Source organism: Arthrobacter castelli DSM 16402 (genome assembly GCF_000430705.1).
GTDB lineage: Bacteria > Actinomycetota > Actinomycetes > Actinomycetales > Micrococcaceae > Arthrobacter_C > Arthrobacter_C castelli.
Map to the genome: position 1 here is coordinate 275,792 of NZ_AUMN01000002.1, position 16,574 is coordinate 292,365.

The 16,574-nt window shown below is 65.1% G+C and carries 15 protein-coding genes; 9 read left to right on the forward strand and 6 right to left on the reverse strand.

What is annotated here, in order from left to right; translation table 11 throughout:
- Window positions 1-4: 4 nt before the first annotated feature.
- The gene (locus tag H535_RS23330) at window positions 5-736 is read right to left on the reverse strand and encodes a helix-turn-helix transcriptional regulator (RefSeq protein ID WP_081416423.1); all 732 of its coding nucleotides are present in this window, start codon (window positions 734-736) and stop codon (window positions 5-7) included.
- A 155-nt stretch (window positions 737-891) separates the two neighbouring features.
- On the opposite strand from H535_RS23330, the gene H535_RS0103870 reads away from it, so the two are divergent.
- The 3 genes from H535_RS0103870 to H535_RS23335 are packed head-to-tail and all read left to right on the forward strand — an operon-like array spanning window position 892 to window position 3,614.
- Entirely contained in the window at window positions 892-1,857 is a 966-nt protein-coding gene (locus H535_RS0103870; RefSeq protein WP_026818505.1) for an ABC transporter ATP-binding protein, read from the forward strand.
- A gap of 53 nt (window positions 1,858-1,910) precedes the next feature.
- On the forward strand, window positions 1,911-2,606 hold the full coding sequence (locus H535_RS0103875) for an ABC transporter permease (RefSeq protein ID WP_425387257.1): 696 nt from the start codon (window positions 1,911-1,913) through the stop codon (window positions 2,604-2,606).
- 3 nt (window positions 2,607-2,609) lie between these two features.
- Complete coding sequence (locus H535_RS23335) at window positions 2,610-3,614, forward strand: COX15/CtaA family protein (RefSeq protein WP_051298466.1); 1,005 nt, start codon at window positions 2,610-2,612, stop codon at window positions 3,612-3,614.
- Here H535_RS23335 and H535_RS0103885 read toward each other — a convergent pair.
- Together H535_RS0103885 and H535_RS0103890 are read right to left on the reverse strand one after the other, a co-directional pair.
- Complete coding sequence (locus tag H535_RS0103885; protein ID WP_026818507.1) at window positions 3,611-4,498, reverse strand: dihydrodipicolinate synthase family protein; 888 nt, start codon at window positions 4,496-4,498, stop codon at window positions 3,611-3,613. The genes H535_RS23335 and H535_RS0103885 overlap by 4 nt on opposite strands.
- 45 nt (window positions 4,499-4,543) lie before the next feature.
- A complete protein-coding gene (locus H535_RS0103890) occupies window positions 4,544-5,494 on the reverse strand; it encodes a heme o synthase (RefSeq protein WP_026818508.1) in 951 nt (316 codons plus the stop codon).
- A 225-nt stretch (window positions 5,495-5,719) separates the two neighbouring features.
- Between H535_RS0103890 and tkt the strand changes: the two genes are divergently transcribed.
- The 6 genes from tkt to pgl all read left to right on the forward strand — a co-directional run bounded on the left by tkt (window position 5,720) and on the right by pgl (window position 14,060).
- Window positions 5,720-7,933, forward strand: a complete 2,214-nt coding sequence (tkt, locus tag H535_RS23340) for a transketolase (protein ID WP_051298468.1) — start codon at window positions 5,720-5,722, stop codon at window positions 7,931-7,933.
- Window positions 7,934-7,961: 28 nt separating this feature from the next.
- The gene (tal, locus tag H535_RS0103900; protein WP_026818509.1) at window positions 7,962-9,092 is read left to right on the forward strand and encodes a transaldolase; all 1,131 of its coding nucleotides are present in this window, start codon (window positions 7,962-7,964) and stop codon (window positions 9,090-9,092) included.
- A 74-nt stretch (window positions 9,093-9,166) separates the two neighbouring features.
- Window positions 9,167-10,792, forward strand: coding sequence for a glucose-6-phosphate isomerase (locus H535_RS0103905; protein WP_026818510.1), 1,626 nt, complete (start codon window positions 9,167-9,169; stop codon window positions 10,790-10,792).
- 4 nt (window positions 10,793-10,796) lie between these two features.
- Window positions 10,797-12,341: a glucose-6-phosphate dehydrogenase gene (zwf, locus tag H535_RS0103910; RefSeq protein WP_026818511.1), complete on the forward strand. Its 1,545-nt coding sequence runs from the start codon at window positions 10,797-10,799 to the stop codon at window positions 12,339-12,341.
- Window positions 12,338-13,267, forward strand: coding sequence for a glucose-6-phosphate dehydrogenase assembly protein OpcA (locus H535_RS0103915; protein ID WP_026818512.1), 930 nt, complete (start codon window positions 12,338-12,340; stop codon window positions 13,265-13,267). The genes zwf and H535_RS0103915 overlap by 4 nt, the downstream gene beginning before the upstream one ends.
- 31 nt (window positions 13,268-13,298) lie before the next feature.
- The gene (pgl, locus tag H535_RS0103920; RefSeq protein WP_026818513.1) at window positions 13,299-14,060 is read left to right on the forward strand and encodes a 6-phosphogluconolactonase; all 762 of its coding nucleotides are present in this window, start codon (window positions 13,299-13,301) and stop codon (window positions 14,058-14,060) included.
- 67 nt (window positions 14,061-14,127) lie between these two features.
- On the opposite strand, the gene secG is transcribed toward pgl, so the two are convergent.
- The 3 genes from secG to H535_RS0103935 form a co-directional block, all read right to left on the reverse strand.
- Entirely contained in the window at window positions 14,128-14,379 is a 252-nt protein-coding gene (gene secG / locus H535_RS0103925; protein ID WP_026818514.1) for a preprotein translocase subunit SecG, read from the reverse strand.
- Window positions 14,380-14,431: 52 nt separating this feature from the next.
- Window positions 14,432-15,247 (reverse strand): triose-phosphate isomerase, encoded by an 816-nt coding sequence (gene tpiA / locus H535_RS0103930; protein ID WP_026818515.1) that lies wholly within the window; start codon window positions 15,245-15,247, stop codon window positions 14,432-14,434.
- 68 nt (window positions 15,248-15,315) lie between these two features.
- Window positions 15,316-16,566 (reverse strand): phosphoglycerate kinase, encoded by a 1,251-nt coding sequence (locus H535_RS0103935; RefSeq protein WP_026818516.1) that lies wholly within the window; start codon window positions 16,564-16,566, stop codon window positions 15,316-15,318.
- Window positions 16,567-16,574 lie beyond the last annotated feature (8 nt).

The following is a 16,574-nucleotide window of genomic DNA, read 5'->3' on the forward strand; positions in this document are numbered from 1 at the left end:
ACGCTTACCGCGCTGGCTTGGTACTTGCCCGACCCGTAGGAACATGGGTCGTACAAACATGTCCCCCGCTGGCCAATGTGGACAACCGCCGCACATCGACGCCGATCAAGCGGGCAAAAACTTCGGTCTCCGCGTCGCAGAAGACCGGAAACTCGGCGGCCAGGTCCTGCACCGGGCAGTGCCCCTGGCACAATTGCACACTCCCCAACCCTTCCACGGAGCTGCTGTGCGCCGGTGCCGGAACGGAGGCGGAGGAGGCAGAGAAGCCATCCTTGGACAGGGCCTCGGCGAGGGCTTCGGTCCGGGCTTCGACGTCGGTGCCGGCAGCCTCGACAGCCGGCCGGTACCGCTCTTCCATATCTGCGTAGCGGCGCCGCGCGAATTCCTCGACGGCGGCCGGACCCGCTTGCCTGGTCAGTTCAGTCAGTGCTTGCCGCGCGATGTCCAGATAATCGTCTCCCAGGTGCTGCTGGCCACGTTTGGTCAGCACGTAGCGGCGCGATGGGCGCCCGGCGCCGGTGGCCTTGCTCACCAGCTTCACTTCGATCATTTCGTCGCGGGACAGCGCGTCGAGGTGCCGGCGCACGGCTGCAGGGGTGAATCCCAGCGTCTCCCCCAGTGCTGCTGCACTCACCGGGCCGTGTTCCAGTACCGCACCGAGGACTTTGTCCCTGGTGCGTTCCTCTGCTTCCCGGGCGGTCGACGGCCCGGACGAAGAATCACTCACGGAATACACAACACAATCATGACGTAATTTCATTCCCGGTTCCAGTAAGGCAACCCTTCGCCGGGCCCTCAAGTCCTCACTCCCGAAACCACGCCGGAAAACCGTGGCCGCACGGGACCTGCACCCGGAATGCCAGGCCGTACTACGTCACGTAGAATGGTTGGGTGCTCCGTTCCAACCGCTCCGATCCGCCCTGTCTGAACATCGACGGGCTGGTTAAGGATTTCGGACCGTTGCCTTCGCTGGAAGGCAAAATGGTGCGAGTGCTCGACGGCGTCGCCCTTCAAGCATACCGCGGACAGGTGACGGCCCTGCTGGGCGCCAATGGAGCAGGAAAGACCACCACCATCGAATGCGCCCAGGGATTGCTGTCCCGGGACGGGGGCACCGTGAGCCTGCTGGGCGAGGATCCGGCACGGGCGACATCGAGCCTCCGGGCCCGCGTCGGGGTGATGCTCCAGGATGGCGGACTCCCGCCGGCGGCCCGGCCGCTTGCCCTGCTGCGCCACATTGCCGGCATGTACAGCCGGCCGGCCGATATCGACGCACTTGTGGCCCGGCTCGGTATCGGCAGTTTCGCCGGCACGCCGGTCCGCCGGCTCTCCGGAGGACAGAAGCAGCGGTTGGCGATGGCTGCGGCCTTGGCCGGTGATCCCGAAGTGCTGTTCCTGGATGAGCCCTCTGCCGGTTTGGATCCCCAGTCACGGGCGATCGTCTTCGACCTGGTCCGGGAGCTGCGGGATGAGGGGCTGGGAATTGTCCTCACCACCCACCTGCTCGACGACGCCCAGCGACTGGCCGACTACGTATACATTGTCGACGCCGGCAGGACAGTCACGCACGGCACCGTTCCGGATTTGATCAATGCCACCCGTCCGACCGAATCGGGACGGGTGCTGACCTTCGAGGCAGTGCCGGGACTCGATGTGGCGTCGATAGTGCCAGGCCATTTGTCCGCCGTGGAGACCCGGCCCGGCAGCTATACCGTCACCGGACCGCTGGCGGCGGCCGACCTCGCGGTGCTGGCGCAGGCATGGGATGCCGCCGGGGTCATGCCGACGGCGTTGCAGCTGTCTCCCAGAAGCCTGGAGGATGTCTTCCTCGAGGTATCCGGGAAGGAACTTCCGTGAGCGCGCCGGCACCCCTGGCGCGGCGGATCGCGCTGCAAGGCGGCTACGAAACCATGTGCATGCTGCGCAATGGCGAGCAGCTGATCCTGGCCATTGTGCTGCCCCTGCTGGCCCTTGTCGGCCTGGCAGTCACTCCGCTACTGGATCCGCTCACCTCACCGGGGACCGGCCGGGTGGATATTGCCACACCCGGAGTGCTGGCTTTGTGCGCGATGTCCACGGCATTCACCGGCCAGGGCATCGCCACCGGATTCGACCGCCGCTACGGCGTGCTCCGGTTCTTGTCCACCACCCCGCTTGGCCGCACCGGGCTGATTGCCGGCAAAGCCGTGGCAGTGGCCGTGGTGCTGGGCCTGCAGGTGCTGGTGATCAGCGCTGTTGCACTCCTGATGGGGTGGAGCCCGTCTCCGGCCGGGATTGCGGTGGCTATACTGCTGCTGGCCCTTGGGGCGGCGGCGTTCACTGCCCTGGGACTGTTGGTGGCCGGAACCGTCCGGCCCGAAGCGACCCTTGCCATCACCAACCTGTTGTGGATCCTGCTGGCGGCCGGCGGCGGGATCGTGATCCCGCCCGAAGCCCTGCCCGGCCAATTGGCCGGGCTCGTCCAATTGCTCCCGTCCGGGGCGTTGGGCGAGGCGCTGCGCAGTGCCCTGCTTGCCGGACAGTTCAATTTCACTGCCTTCCTGGTGCTGGCCGGTTGGACAGTGCTTTCCGGGGTGGCGGCCGTCCGATGGTTCAAATGGAGTTAAACGATGTCTGATCATTCCTCTGGCCGCAATGGCGAAGCAACCGGTCTCCGTTCACTGGCCGCCCGGCTGCCCGGAGGCGTCACGCGCACCGTGCGCGGACTGGCAATTGCCTCGCTCGTGTCACAGGTGCTGATTGTTGTCACTGGTGGGGCCGTTCGGCTGACTGCGTCCGGGCTGGGCTGCCCGACGTGGCCGCAGTGCACCGCCGAGTCGCTGATTAATACACCGGAAATGGGCATTCACGGGATCATTGAATTCGGCAACCGGACCTTGACGTTCGTGCTGACGTTCATCGCCTTTGCCATGCTGCTGGCGGTATGGCGGTTCCGGCGTCAACGCCGTGACCTGTTCTTCCTGTCCATCGCACTGCTGGCGGGCATTCCGGCGCAGGCTTTGATTGGTGGAATCACTGTGCTGACCCAGTTGAACCCTTGGGTCGTGGGCTGGCACTTCATCGTCTCCATGACGCTGATTGCCTTGGCCACTCTGTTGGTCAACCGTGCCCGCCCGATGCCGGCCGGCACCGGCGACGGCCATGGTCCAACCCGCGCCTCCACGACGGTGCGGCAGGTGCTCGTTGCCATCGGTGTGCTCACTGCCATAACCGTGATGCTCGGTGTTATCGTCACCGGGTCCGGCCCCCACGCCGGTGATGCAGACGCTCCGCGCAACGGGCTCGATCCGGAATTGATGACCCGGATACATGTCGCACCGGTATATCTGCTGGTGGCCGCCACGGCGGCGGCCCTTATTCTCGTCTACCGCAGGCATCACCACCGCCAGCTGCGGCAGGCCATGGTGATGCTCGCCGTCGTCGTCCTGTTGCAAGGCATGGTGGGTTACATCCAGCACTTCACCGGGTTGCCGGTCATGCTTGTGGCGCTGCACATGCTGGGAGCATCGCTGCTGGTGTGCGCCGCGACCAATGCCATCGACAAGGGCCTGGGCCGCGGTCTTCCGCCGGTTGAAACGCAGCCGTCGTCCAGCACGGCGCGCCTGAGCCGCTAGACGTGATCGATCAGCCGCGCCAGGTCGCGCTGCTGACTTCCCGGAACCGGCAGCAGCGGAAGCCGTGGGTCACCGGCGTCCCAGCCACAGGCCCGGGCCAGCGAGTGCAGACTGCTCAGTTCGCGCTGGGCGGCAAGTGTGTGAATCACCGGTGTCAGGATTTCGCGGCAGGCAGCAAAGCCGGCATTGTCGCCTGAGACCAGGGCAGCCCGCAGTGTCAGGTACAGCTCGGGAAGCAGCGCGGCAGCCCCGGAATGCCAGGCATCGGCGGCAACGGCGTTATCCACGATGGCCGGGTCGCCGCTGATCCCATGGGCGAAGCCCTCCGACGTTGTCTCCTGTACAGCGGCGGCACGCGCCATGAAAGTCTCAGGCGTGCCGGCGGGATCTTTCAGCGCAACAACGTTGGACAGTGTGGACAACTCCCCGACCAGTTCAACGGGGAAATCGAATTGGGTGGTGCCGGGATTGTTATACAGGCAGATTGGCAACTCGGTGCGGCCCGCAAGCGTCCGCGTCTGGGCCGCGACTTCCTCGGCCATCAGCGGCACATATGAGACAGCGGAGACGACCAGCCCGGCAGCGCCGGCATCTTCGGCATCCGCGGCGAAGGTCAGGATCTCCCGGGTGCCCACCGCGCTGACACCGGCGTAGACGGACACCTGCTTGTCTGTTCCAGCGGCTTCTTCCACGGCGGTTGCGACCACCCCGGCACGTTCCGTCCGGTCAAGGTAGGCGAAACTGCCCGAACTGCCCAGTACGGTGATCGAGTCGACGCCGGAAGCAACCAGCGAACTGGTCATTCGCCTCAGTTCGGCGTAGTTAACCGCGCCATCGGCGGCAAACGGGGTGATCGGATAAGCGACGACGCCGGTGAAGTCCATCCGGCCATGCTATCCGGCTTGTGGCAGGCTTGGGTCAGACCTGTGTCAGGCCTGGAACAGCGCCGGACCGATGAAGGGATCAACGGCCAACGCCAGGAACAGCAGCGTCAAGTAGCTGATGGACCCGTGGAAGACTTTCATCACCGATTTGCCGGTGGTTGTGCCCCGCTGGGCCTGCCGGTGCAGCCGGTGCGACTCATAGAGGAACCAGAAACCGGCCAGGGCCGCGACGACCGTGTAGGTCCAGCCGGCTCCCCCGACCGGAACCAGCAACAGCGAGCAGGCCACCATGGCCCATGCGTACAGCACGATCTGCACGGAAACCACCCTGGCGCCGGCGACGGCGCCCAGCATTGGAACATCCGCATTCCGGTAATCCTCGCTGTAACGCATGGACAGCGGCCAGTAATGCGGCGGCGTCCAGAGGAATATCACCATGAACAGGATGAACGCGGGCCATTCCACGGTATTGGTCACGGCGGCCCAGGCGATCAGCACGGGCATGCACCCGGCGGCGCCGCCCCACACAATATTCTGCGACGTCCGGCGCTTCAGGATCAGCGAATAGACCACGACATACAGGAAGATGGCACCCGCCCCCAGCCCGGCGGTCAGTGGATTGGCGCCGACCCACAGGATGAGCACGGAGGCCAGCCCGAGTATCCAGGCGAAGACGAACGCTTCCCGCTCCGTCAGTTCGCCCGTAACCAGCGGGCGCTTGTCCGTCCGCTTCATCAGCTTGTCGATATCGCGGTCGATGTAACAATTGAATGCCCCGGCGCTGCCCGCAGCGAAGGAGCCACCGATCAAGGTGGCGATGATCAACAGCGGGTCCGGGAAGCCCTGTTGGGCGAAGATCATGGTGGGTAACGTGGTCACCAGCAACAGCTCGATCACCCGTGGTTTGGTTAAGGCCAGATAAGCCTTGGCCTTACCCTTGAAGCCCGTTTTGCCGCCCACAGAAGCGGCAACTGCAGGCGCATGCTGGGTTCGCACGGGACATCACTCTGTTCTTCGCCGGTCACTTCTTCGAGAGGAAGACGCACCTCCACTCATTCCAATCCTACCTGCTGCGGTGGCGGAATCCGGCCATTGTGCTGCCTTCCGCAACCATACTACTACGCTCCGTAGAACAATTCCGCCCGTGCGCGGGAAACCACTCCCGACGACATGAACAGGATCTGCAGATCCGTTTAGGACTAAGGTTGTAGGCGAGCGAATATGTCCATTCACGAGAGGGGCCGTAGAAACGTGCTATATCTGGAAGAGCAACTGAACTGGAGCGACCTTGATCAGCGGGCAGTCGATACCGTGCGGGTATTGGCGGCCGACGCCGTGGAGAAGGTCGGCAACGGACACCCCGGCACGGCGATGAGCCTTGCTCCGGCCGCCTACATGATCTTTCAGAAGTTCATGCGGCACGACCCTTCGGATCCCGATTGGACGGGTCGTGACCGCTTCGTCCTCTCCCCCGGACATACTTCGCTGACGCTGTATATCCAATTGTTCCTGTCCGGCTACGGACTGGAAGTGGAGGACCTCGAGCAGTTCCGCACCTGGGGGTCGCAGACTCCCGGCCACCCGGAATACCGTCACACCACCGGCGTCGAGATCACCACCGGGCCGTTGGGACAGGGCCTGGCGACCTCGGTCGGATTCGCATATTCGGCGCGGCGGACGCGTGGCCTGATGGACCCCGAGGCGCCTGTGGGTGCCAGCCCGTTCGATCACACCATTTATGTGATTGCCTCCGACGGCGACCTGCAGGAAGGTGTTACCTCCGAGGCATCCTCGCTGGCCGGCCACCAGGAACTGGGCAATCTGGTGGTGCTCTACGACCAGAACCACATTTCGATCGAGGACGATACCGAAATTTCCTTCTCGGAAGATGTGCTGAAGCGCTACGAGGCGTACGGCTGGCACGTGCAGCGGGTGGATTGGACCAGGACCGGCGACTACGCCGAAGACCTCACGGCCCTGTATTCGGCGTTGAAGGCGGCCAAGGAAGAAACCACCAAGCCCTCGATCATTGCCTTGCGCACCATCATCGGCTGGCCCGCCCCGACCAAGCAGAACACCGGCAAGATCCACGGGTCGGCGCTGGGCGCCGACGAGGTGGCGGCCGTCAAACAGCACCTCGGCTTTGATCCTGAGCAGCATTTCCAGGTCGACGCCGAAGTGCTCGACCATGCCCGCCAGGTGGTGACGCGGGGCAAGGAAGAACGCGCCGAATGGGAGAAGGATTTCTCCGCCTGGAAGGAAACCAACCCCCAGGAAGCCAAGCTGCTGCAGCGCATGGCCGCACAGCAGCTGCCCGAAGGCTGGACGGATCAATTGCCCGTTTTCCCAGCCGGAGAGGACTTGTCCACCCGGAAGGCTTCCGGTAAGGTGCTCAATTCCATCGGGCCGGTGCTGCCGGAGCTGTGGGGCGGTTCGGCTGACCTGGCCGAGTCCAACAACACCACCATCGAAGGCTCCCCGTCGTTCGTGCCGGCGTCCAAGCAGACGGACATGTTCCCGGGGAACCCGTACGGGCGCGTGCTGCACTTCGGCATCCGCGAGCACGCCGCGGCCGCCATCGTCAATGGCATCGCCATGCACGCCGGCACCCGTGCCTTCGCCGGCACGTTCCTGATCTTCAGCGACTACCAGCGGCCCGCCATCCGGCTGGGTGCCCTGATGGGCGTTCCGGCTGTCTACGTGTGGACCCATGACTCGATCGGGCTGGGTGAAGACGGTCCGACCCACCAGCCGGTGGAGCAGCTGTCCTCGCTGCGGGCTATCCCGGGGCTGGACGTGGTCCGCCCGGGTGATCCGAACGAGGTTGCCGTTGCCTGGCGGACCATCCTGGAAAACACGGAGAACCCCGCCGGTATTGTGCTGACGCGGCAGAACATCCCCACCTTCGAGCGGGGAACCGGCGAGGCTTCGGGCAATACGTTCGCCTCGGCCGAGGGTGTTGCCCGCGGCGGCTATGTGCTCGCCGAAGCCGACGGCGGACGGCCGGAGGTCATCCTGATCGGGACCGGTTCCGAGGTCCAGCTCGCCGTGCAGGCCCGCGAGGAGCTGCAGGCCGCCGGTGTGGCAACCAGGGTGGTTTCCATGCCGTGCGTTGAGTGGTTCGACAAGCAGGATGAGCAGTACCGCGAAACCGTGCTCCCCTCCAGCGTGCGCGCCCGGGTCTCCGTGGAGGCCGGGATCGCCCAAAGCTGGCGGGACCTGATCGGGGACGCCGGCCGGGCCGTATCGCTTGAGCACTTCGGAGCCTCAGCCGACTACAAGACCTTGTTCCGCGAATTCGGAATCACCTCCGAGGCAGTGGTGGCGGCGGCCCGTGAGTCGTTGCAGGCCGTACAGTCCGGCGACCTGCCGTTGAACCACTCATCCGGTGCAGCCTCCGGACACGCAGCTTCGACCACCGGCGACCTGCCGTAGCCACGTCACGAAGACGAAGGAGAATCTCATGACACAGACAACCAATTCCCAGTCCCGCCCCACCAGCGCATTGGCGGACGCGGGCGTTTCCATCTGGCTCGATGACCTGTCACGCGAACGTCTCACCTCGGGGAACCTGCAGCAGCTGGTCGACGAGCGCAACGTCGTCGGAGTCACCACCAACCCCAGCATCTTCGCTGCGGCATTGTCCGACGGCGAGTCCTACGCCGATCAGGTGTCGCAGCTGGCCGCTTCGGGCGCCGACGTCGAGAGCGCTGTCTTCGAGATCACCACTGCCGATGTCACTGATGCGTGCGACCTGTTCGCTCCCGTCGCCAAACGCACGGACGGCGTCGACGGCCGCGTCTCCATTGAAGTGGATCCGCGGCTGGCCAATGATGCTGCCAAGACCACCGCGATGGCACAGCAGCTGGCGCAGAAGGTGAACCGGGGCAATGCCCATATCAAGATTCCGGCCACCGAAGCCGGTCTGGAGCCGATTTCCGCCACCCTGGCCGAGGGGATCAGCGTCAATGTCACGCTGATCTTTTCCCTGCAGCGCTACCGCGAAGTGATCAACGCCTTCATGGTCGGGCTGGAACGCGCCAAGGAGGCCGGCAAGGACCTGAGCAAGATCCATTCGGTCGCCTCGTTCTTCGTATCCCGTGTCGACGCCGAGGTGGACAAGCGCCTCGACGCCATTGGCACCGACGACGCCAAGGCGCTGCGCGGCAAGGCGGGCATCGCCAACGCCCGGCTGGCCTACCAGATCTACGAGGAGCAGTTCAGCACCGAACGCTGGAAGACGCTCGCCGATGCGGGTGCCAAGCCCCAGCGGCCGTTGTGGGCGTCCACCGGCGTGAAGAATCCGGACTACCCCGACACCATGTACGTGACCGGACTCGTTGCCCCGAACGTGGTCAACACCATGCCGGAGAAGACGTTGGAAGCTGCGGCCGACCATGCCGAGGTCACCGGTGACACCATCACCGGCACCTATACAGAGGCCAACAATGTGCTGGATCAGCTGCAAAAGATCGGCGTCGACTACAACGACGTCGTCGGGCAGCTGGAAACCGAGGGCGTGGACAAGTTCGTCAAGAGTTGGACCGAGCTGCTGGAGACCGTGCAGCAGGCCTTGGATAACGCCCGGCGCTGAGTCCCCGCGCGCCGGGGGCCTCCCCCGGCGCGTTCGGCACCGTACGACCCACAACCAGCAGGAGAACAGCCAGCATGAGTTCGCTTTCCATCATGGCCGCTTCCGCGGCGCAGCACGGCATCGATCGGCATATTGGTGCCCTGGTGGCCGATCAGGCAGCCTCCCGGATCACGGCCCAGGATCCAACCTTGTGGGGACCTGATGCCGAAGCCGAGGCGGCCAAGCGCCTCGGATGGGTGGAACTGGCCGACACTTCCCGGCCGCTGGTGCCGAGGATCCTGCAGCTGCGCGAAGAGCTCGCCGCGGAAGGGATTACCCGGATTGCGCTGGCCGGAATGGGCGGTTCGTCACTGGCGCCGGAGGTGATCACCGCCACAGCGGGCGTGGAATTGACCGTGCTGGACAGTACAGATCCCGAACAAGTCCGTGCCGCCTTGGAAGACCGGTTGGCCGAAACGGCTGTCGTCGTCTCGTCGAAGTCCGGCTCAACCCTTGAAACCGACTCGCTGCGACGGATCTTCGAGCAGACGTTCACCGAAGCCGGTATCGACGCCGGCAGGCGGATCATTGTTGTCACCGATCCGGGGTCCCCGATGGACGAGGCATCGCGCAAAGCCGGATACCGGGAAGTGTTTAATGCCGATCCCAACGTCGGCGGCCGGTATTCGGCGCTGACGGCTTTCGGCCTGGTGCCTTCCGGCCTGGCCGGCGTCGATATCGAAGCCTTGCTCGATGATGCCGAGGAAGCATCGGAGGTGCTCCGCGATGATGCGTCGGACAATATCGGGCTGGTGCTCGGCGCTGCGCTGGCGGGCACTGATCCGCTGCGGAACAAGATCGTCATCGTCGATGAAGGCTCGTCTATCGTCGGCTTCGCGGACTGGGCAGAGCAGCTGATTGCCGAATCCACGGGCAAATTCGGCACCGGACTGCTGCCGGTGGTGGCGGGCCCCGACGCCCCGGAAACCTCGTGGCAGGCACCTGACATGCTTGTCGTCCGCCTCGTGGCGGCCGATACGGCGGTGGAGCTCAACGATAATGAGATCGCCGTGGCGGGGAGCCTGGGAAGCCAGCTGCTGGCGTGGGAATATGCCACTGCCGTGGCCGGTCGGCTGCTGGGCATTAACCCCTTCGACCAGCCCGACGTCGAGGCGGCCAAGGAAGCGGCACGGGGCCTGCTCGAGTCCCGCCCGGAACAATCAGCTGCCGCCTTCGTGGACGGCGCGATCCAGGTTCGCGGCGCCACGTCGTGGCTGGGGAACTCCAGCAGCCTCGACGACGCGCTCCGCGCACTCATCGAACAGCTGCCGGCCGACGGCTACCTGAGCGTGCAGGCGTACTTCGACCGGATCGCGTGGGCGCCGCTGGAGGAAATCCGCGACCCGCTGGCCCGCATCAGCGGACGCCCTGTGACATTCGGATGGGGGCCGCGGTTCCTGCACTCGACCGGGCAATTCCACAAGGGCGGCCCCGCCGTGGGCGTGTTCCTGCAGGTCACCGCGGCATCTGAACTGGACGTACCGATCCCCGACCGTCCCTTCAGCTTCGGGCAGCTGATCTCCGCCCAGGCCGCCGGCGACGCCCAGGTGCTGGCCGGGCACGGCCGGCCGGTGCTCCAATTACACCTGGCCGACCGCGAAGCGGGAGTGACACAGCTGAAGGATATGGTGTCCTTCCTCAACCACGGCATCGGTCAGTAGCCCGATGGCCTCCGTGGAATCCGCTGCCCGAAACCCCCTGCGCGACCCGCGTGACCGGCGGTTGAGCCGAATTGCCGGGCCGTCGTCGATGGTGCTCTTTGGCGTGACCGGCGACCTCGCACGCAAAAAGCTGATGCCGGCCGTTTACGACTTGGCCAACCGCGGTCTGCTGCCGCCCAGCTTTGCCCTGGTGGGTTTCGCCCGCCGCAATTGGAGCGAAGAGGATTTTGCGGCAGAGGTCAAGCACGCGGTGCAGCAATATGCGCGGACGCCGTTCAGCGAGGATGTCTGGAACCAGCTGGCCGAAGGCATCCGGTTCGTCCAGGGCGCCTTCGACGACGACGATGCCTTCGAACAGCTGAAGAAGACCATCGCGGAGCTGGACGAGCACCGCGGCACCGGCGGCAATCATGCGTTCTACCTGTCGATTCCGCCGGACAAGTTCGAACAAGTATGCCAGCAGCTCTCCCGGCATGGTCTGGCCGCGGCCGACGACGGCAACTGGCGCCGGGTGGTCATTGAGAAGCCCTTTGGCCACGATCTGGAATCCGCCCGCGAACTCAACGATATTGTCGAATCGGTCTTTCCCCCGGACGCGGTCTTCCGGATCGACCACTATCTGGGCAAAGAGACCGTGCAGAATATCCTGGCACTGAGGTTCGCCAATCAGCTCTTCGAACCGTTGTGGAACTCCAACTATGTCGACCATGTGCAGATCACCATGGCCGAGGACATCGGCATCGGCGGCCGCGCCGGATATTACGACGGCGTGGGCGCGGCCCGCGATGTCATCCAGAACCATCTGCTGCAATTGCTGGCACTGACGGCGATGGAAGAGCCGATTTCGTTCGATGCCGATAACCTGCGGGCCGAGAAAGAGAAGATCCTGGCCGCCGTCGAAGTTCCCGACGATCTCGGGGCCCATTCGGTGCTGGGCCAGTACTCCGGCGGCTGGCAGGGTGGCGAAGAGGTCGCGGGCTATTTGGACGAGGCGGATATTCCTGACTCGTCCATCACCGAGACTTACGCGGCGATCCGACTGGACATCAACACCCGGCGCTGGAGCGGCGTGCCATTCTACCTGCGCACCGGCAAGCGACTGGGCCGCCGCGTCACCGAGATCGCCGTGGTCTTCAAGCGGGCACCGAACATGATCTTCGGGCACCACGGTTCGAATGACGACTTCGGGCAGAACGCCGTCGTCATCCGCGTCCAGCCCGACGAAGGTGCCACCATCCGGTTCGGGTCGAAAGTTCCCGGCACCCAGATGGAAGTCCGCGACGTCACCATGGACTTCGGCTACGGCCACGCCTTCACCGAGTCCAGCCCCGAAGCCTACGAACGGTTGATCCTGGACGTGCTGCTCGGCGAACCGCCGCTCTTTCCCCGCCATCAGGAGGTCGAGCTGTCCTGGAAGATCCTCGACCCATTCGAGGATTACTGGAGCCGGCGCGGCGAACAACCCCAACCGTACGACCCGGGCAGCTGGGGGCCACCGGCTGCCGCGGAATTGCTGGCCCGCGACGGCCGGAGCTGGAGGCGCCCGTGATTGTGGATCTGCCGGACACCACCACCTCGCAGGTGTCCAAGGAAATCATGACCATGCGGGACGTCGGAGGCGTTGTCGCCTTGGGACGCGTGCTGACCCTGGTGGTCATCACCCGCTCGGGCCACGAGGAAGATGCCATCGAGGCGGCGAACGCCGCCAGCCGCGAGCACCCCTGCCGGATCATCGTGCTCGCCGCCGGCGACCCGGACGGTGGAACTGTCCTCAACGCCCAGATCAGGGTCGGTGGGGACGCCGGAGCATCCGAGGTCGTGGTGCTGCGCGGCTGCGGTTCGCTGGCCGCCGAAAGCGAGTCGCTGGTCTCCGCCCTGCTGCTGCCCGACGCCCCGATTGTGGCCTGGTGGCCCCACGGCGTCCCGGAATCGGCGGCCAACAGTTCCATCGGCCGCATCGCGCACCGGCGCATCACCGACTCGGCCAATGAGCCCGACCCGCGGGCTGCCCTCGAACACATCAGCCGCACCTACGTAGCCGGCGATACCGACCTGGCGTGGACCAGATTAACCAACTGGCGCATCCAGCTGGCCGCCGTCATGGATCAGGTACAGGCGGCACCGGTCCGGCAGATCACCGTGGAGGGGGCGACCGACTCCCCCAGCACGCTGCTGCTCGCGGCCTGGCTGTCCCTGGGCATTGACGCTGCCGTTGAAATCATCGACGATCCGGCCGGCACCGGCATCCGCAGAGTGCTGCTGGAACGCGAAGGCGGGGATGTGGAGCTGGTCCGCCCCAATCTGACAGTCGCCACGCTCAGCCAGCCCGGCCAGCCCAATCAACGTATTGCTCTGCCCCGGCGCACCCTGCAGGCCTGCCTGGCCGAGGAGCTGCGGCGGTTGGACCCGGATGAGGTCTTCGGAGAAGTCATTACCACGGGCCTGCAGCGCACAGCCGAAGCGGCAGCCCAGTGACGGCGCAAAAGCAAACGTCAAGGAGACAGCTGTGAACGCATCGCCCAGGGTCAGGATCCATTCCAATTACGATGCGCTGGCCGCAGCCGGCGCGGACCGGTTGATCGAGCGACTGGCCGCGGCCCAGCAGCAACGGGGCGAAGCGACAGCCGTGTTGACCGGCGGAAACATCGGGATATCGATTCTGGCGGCCGTCGCCGAAGCCGAGAACCGGGATACGGTGGATTGGTCCCGGGTGAACGTCTGGTGGGGCGACGAGCGTTTCCTTCCCGCCTCCAGCCCGGACAGGAATGCGGTGCAGGCTGAGGAAGCGCTGCTGCGGCACGTCGACATCAATCGTGGGCGTGTGCACCCCTTTGGGTCCGCGGACGAATTCGACGACGTGCACGCCGCCGCGGCTGCTTACGCCGCCGAGCTCGCGCAGGACTCCGCACCGTTCGACGTGCTGCTGCTGGGCGTGGGGCCCGATGCCCATATCGCCTCGCTCTTCCCGGATATGGACGGTGTGCTGGCCCGTGGCCGCTCCACGGTTGGTGTGGAGAATGCCCCCAAACCTCCGCCGCAGCGGATGTCTCTTACCCTGGAGGCGATCCAGTCCGCCGATGAGGTGTGGATGGTGGTCGCTGGCAAGGACAAGGCTGGTGCAGTTGGCTTAGCTCTGGCGGGGGCGGCACCGGTACAGGTGCCGGCCGCGGGTGCCACCGGCCGTGACAAGACATTGTGGCTGATCGATCGCGAGGCCGCGGAGCAGGTGCCGGAGTCCTTGCTGGTGGACGAAACAGCGGAGCAGTAGCAGCAGTAGCTCGCTGTGGGAACCGGCTGCGTCAGGACGGGCCGGGCAGCTCGGTCAGGAGGCTCTGTCAGGCGTCCCCGGAAAAGCGCATCAGCAGTCCAAGGGCGATGATGACCAGCCCCCAGATAATCCCCAGCGCCACCGTGAAGCGGTTCAGGTTCCGTTCGGCTACGCCGGAGGAACCGAGGCTGGATGTCATGCCGCCGCCGAACATATCGGACATACCGCCGCCGCGGCCCTTGTGGAGCAGGATCAACAGAGTCAGCAGCAGGCTGGTCAGCCCGAGCAGGATCTGCAGGATAATGTTAAGAGCGTCCACAACTGCCTTTCAGCGGTATAAATCGTAAAGAGCATCCCATCTTCGCCGAACCTCAACCGGTGACGAGATGTTGCTCGAACCTGACAATACTAGCAAATTCAGCCGGGTCCAGGCTGGCGCCGCCGACGAGCACCCCGTCAACGTCCCGCTGCTGCAGGATGGATGCGGCATTGTTGCCCTTGACGGAGCCGCCGTAGAGCAGCCGGACCTTTGCCGCCGTCGGCCCGTCATACAGGCTTTCCACTTCGGCGCGGAGGGCAGCACACATCTGCTGTGCGTCGTCCGGGCCTGCCACCTCGCCGGTGCCAATGGCCCAGACAGGTTCGTATGCCACCACGACACTGGCTGCGTGTTCGGCCGGCAGATCCTGCAGTGCCGCCCGCAGCTGGTTCACCGTGTGTTCCACATGGTTGCCGGCCTGCCGTACCTCCAGGCCTTCACCCACGCACAAGATGGGAACCAGTCCATGGCGGAACGCCGCCTGTACCTTGGCCCGCAGCAACTCATCGGACTCGGCATGGACGGCACGCCTCTCGCTGTGTCCCACCAGCACGTAACCGCAGCCCAACTTGTTCAGGAACTGCCCCGAGATGTCGCCGGTGTACGCCCCGGAATCCTGGTCCGACAGGTCCTGGCCGCCGTACCCGATGTTCAGGTCGTCGCCGTGGATCAGCGTCTGCACTGAGCGAATGTCCGTGAAAGGCGGGAACACTGCGACCTCGACCCGGTTGAAGTCATGCTTGGCGTCGCTGAGGGTCCAGGCCAGCTTTTGCAACATGGTGATGGACTGGACATGGTCCAGGTTCATCTTCCAGTTCCCCGCTATCAGCGGCGTGCGGTCGTAGGTGCCGTTGGTCGACGTTGTCATGGCTCTCCGATATGTCGTGTCGTATGTGCCGGCCGAAGTCCGGACCGTTCCGGACTTCGGCCGCAGGCTTATTCGCCGAGCGCTGTCAGCCCCGGCAGTTCCTTGCCTTCGAGGAATTCCAGGCTGGCCCCGCCACCGGTGGAAATATGCCCGAATTGGTTGTCGTCGAAGCCCAGCGTCCGCACTGCGGCCGCCGAGTCGCCGCCGCCGACGACGGTGAAGCCCTTGGTTTCTGTCAGGGCTGAAGCCACGGTACGCGTTCCGGCAGCGAAGGCTTCGAACTCGAACACTCCCATCGGACCGTTCCAGAAAACGGTCCGGGCGGAGCGGATGTGTTCGGCGAAGTTTTCCGCAGAGGCAGGTCCGATATCCAGCCCGATGGCCGAGGCGCCGAACGCGCTCTGGCCCAGGGAGTCAGCGGCAGCGATTTCGTGCTCGGCATCAGCGGCGAATGCGGAGGCGACCGCAATGTCGGTGGGCAGCACGAATTCGCAATCCGATCCGGAGACCGCATCCAAGTACCGCTTGACCGTATCGATCTGGTCCTCCTCCAGCAGGCTGGAGCCGACGTCGTGGCCCAGGGCGGCGAGGAAGGTGAAGACCATTCCCCCGCCAATCAGCAGGTAGTCCGCCTGGCCCATTAAGTTGTCGATGACCGCCAGCTTGTCGGATACCTTCGACCCGCCAAGCACCACGACATACGGACGGTCAGGTGACCGGGTTAACGTATCGAGCACGTCCAGCTCGGTACGCACCAGATCCCCCTGGTAGGCGGGCAGCCTCGAGGCGATGTCGTAGACACTGGCGTGCTTGCGGTGCACCGCACCGAACGCATCGTCGACGTAGGCGCCTTGCTGCCCGTCCGGGGTTGCAGCCAACCCCGCCAGTTCGTCGGCGAAAGCGCCTCGTTCGCCGTCATCCTTGCTGGTTTCCCGCGGATCGAACCGGAGATTCTCCAACACCAGGACGCCGCCGTCGTCCAGGCTCCCGGCCTTGGAGCGGGCATCGGCGCCGGTGACGTCGGCGGCCAGTTCCACGCCGAATGGCGCGAGCTCGGCGAGCCGCGCGGCGGCCGGCCGCAGCGAATACTGGGGATCCGGTTCGCCTTTTGGCCTGCCGAGGTGCGCCATCACGATCACCCGGGCGCCGGCGTCGGACAGTTTCTGCAGCACCGGCATTGAAGCGCGGATCCGCCCGTCGTCGGTCACTGTGGGTGATGAGCCTGAATCGTCCAACGGAACGTTGAGGTCCGACCGGACCAGTACCGGCCGGCCTTTCACGCCCGCTGAAATCAGTTGTTCAAGGGTTTGTGCAGCCATCTCGTACC

What these genes read in the sequence shown, in the direction of transcription:
- H535_RS0103875 (WP_425387257.1), top strand. Translation starts at nt 1,911, where the DNA reads ATGTGCATGCTGCGCAATGGCGAGCAGCTGATCCTGGCCATTGTGCTG.
- tkt (WP_051298468.1), top strand. Translation starts at nt 5,720, where the DNA reads ATGTCCATTCACGAGAGGGGCCGTAGAAACGTGCTATATCTGGAAGAG.
- H535_RS23335 (WP_051298466.1), top strand. Translation starts at nt 2,610, where the DNA reads ATGTCTGATCATTCCTCTGGCCGCAATGGCGAAGCAACCGGTCTCCGT.
- tal (WP_026818509.1), top strand. Translation starts at nt 7,962, where the DNA reads ATGACACAGACAACCAATTCCCAGTCCCGCCCCACCAGCGCATTGGCG.
- H535_RS0103905 (WP_026818510.1), top strand. Translation starts at nt 9,167, where the DNA reads ATGAGTTCGCTTTCCATCATGGCCGCTTCCGCGGCGCAGCACGGCATC.
- H535_RS0103935 (WP_026818516.1), bottom strand. Translation starts at nt 16,566, where the DNA reads ATGGCTGCACAAACCCTTGAACAACTGATTTCAGCGGGCGTGAAAGGC.
- tpiA (WP_026818515.1), bottom strand. Translation starts at nt 15,247, where the DNA reads ATGACAACGTCGACCAACGGCACCTACGACCGCACGCCGCTGATAGCG.
- zwf (WP_026818511.1), top strand. Translation starts at nt 10,797, where the DNA reads ATGGCCTCCGTGGAATCCGCTGCCCGAAACCCCCTGCGCGACCCGCGT.
- H535_RS0103885 (WP_026818507.1), bottom strand. Translation starts at nt 4,498, where the DNA reads ATGGACTTCACCGGCGTCGTCGCTTATCCGATCACCCCGTTTGCCGCC.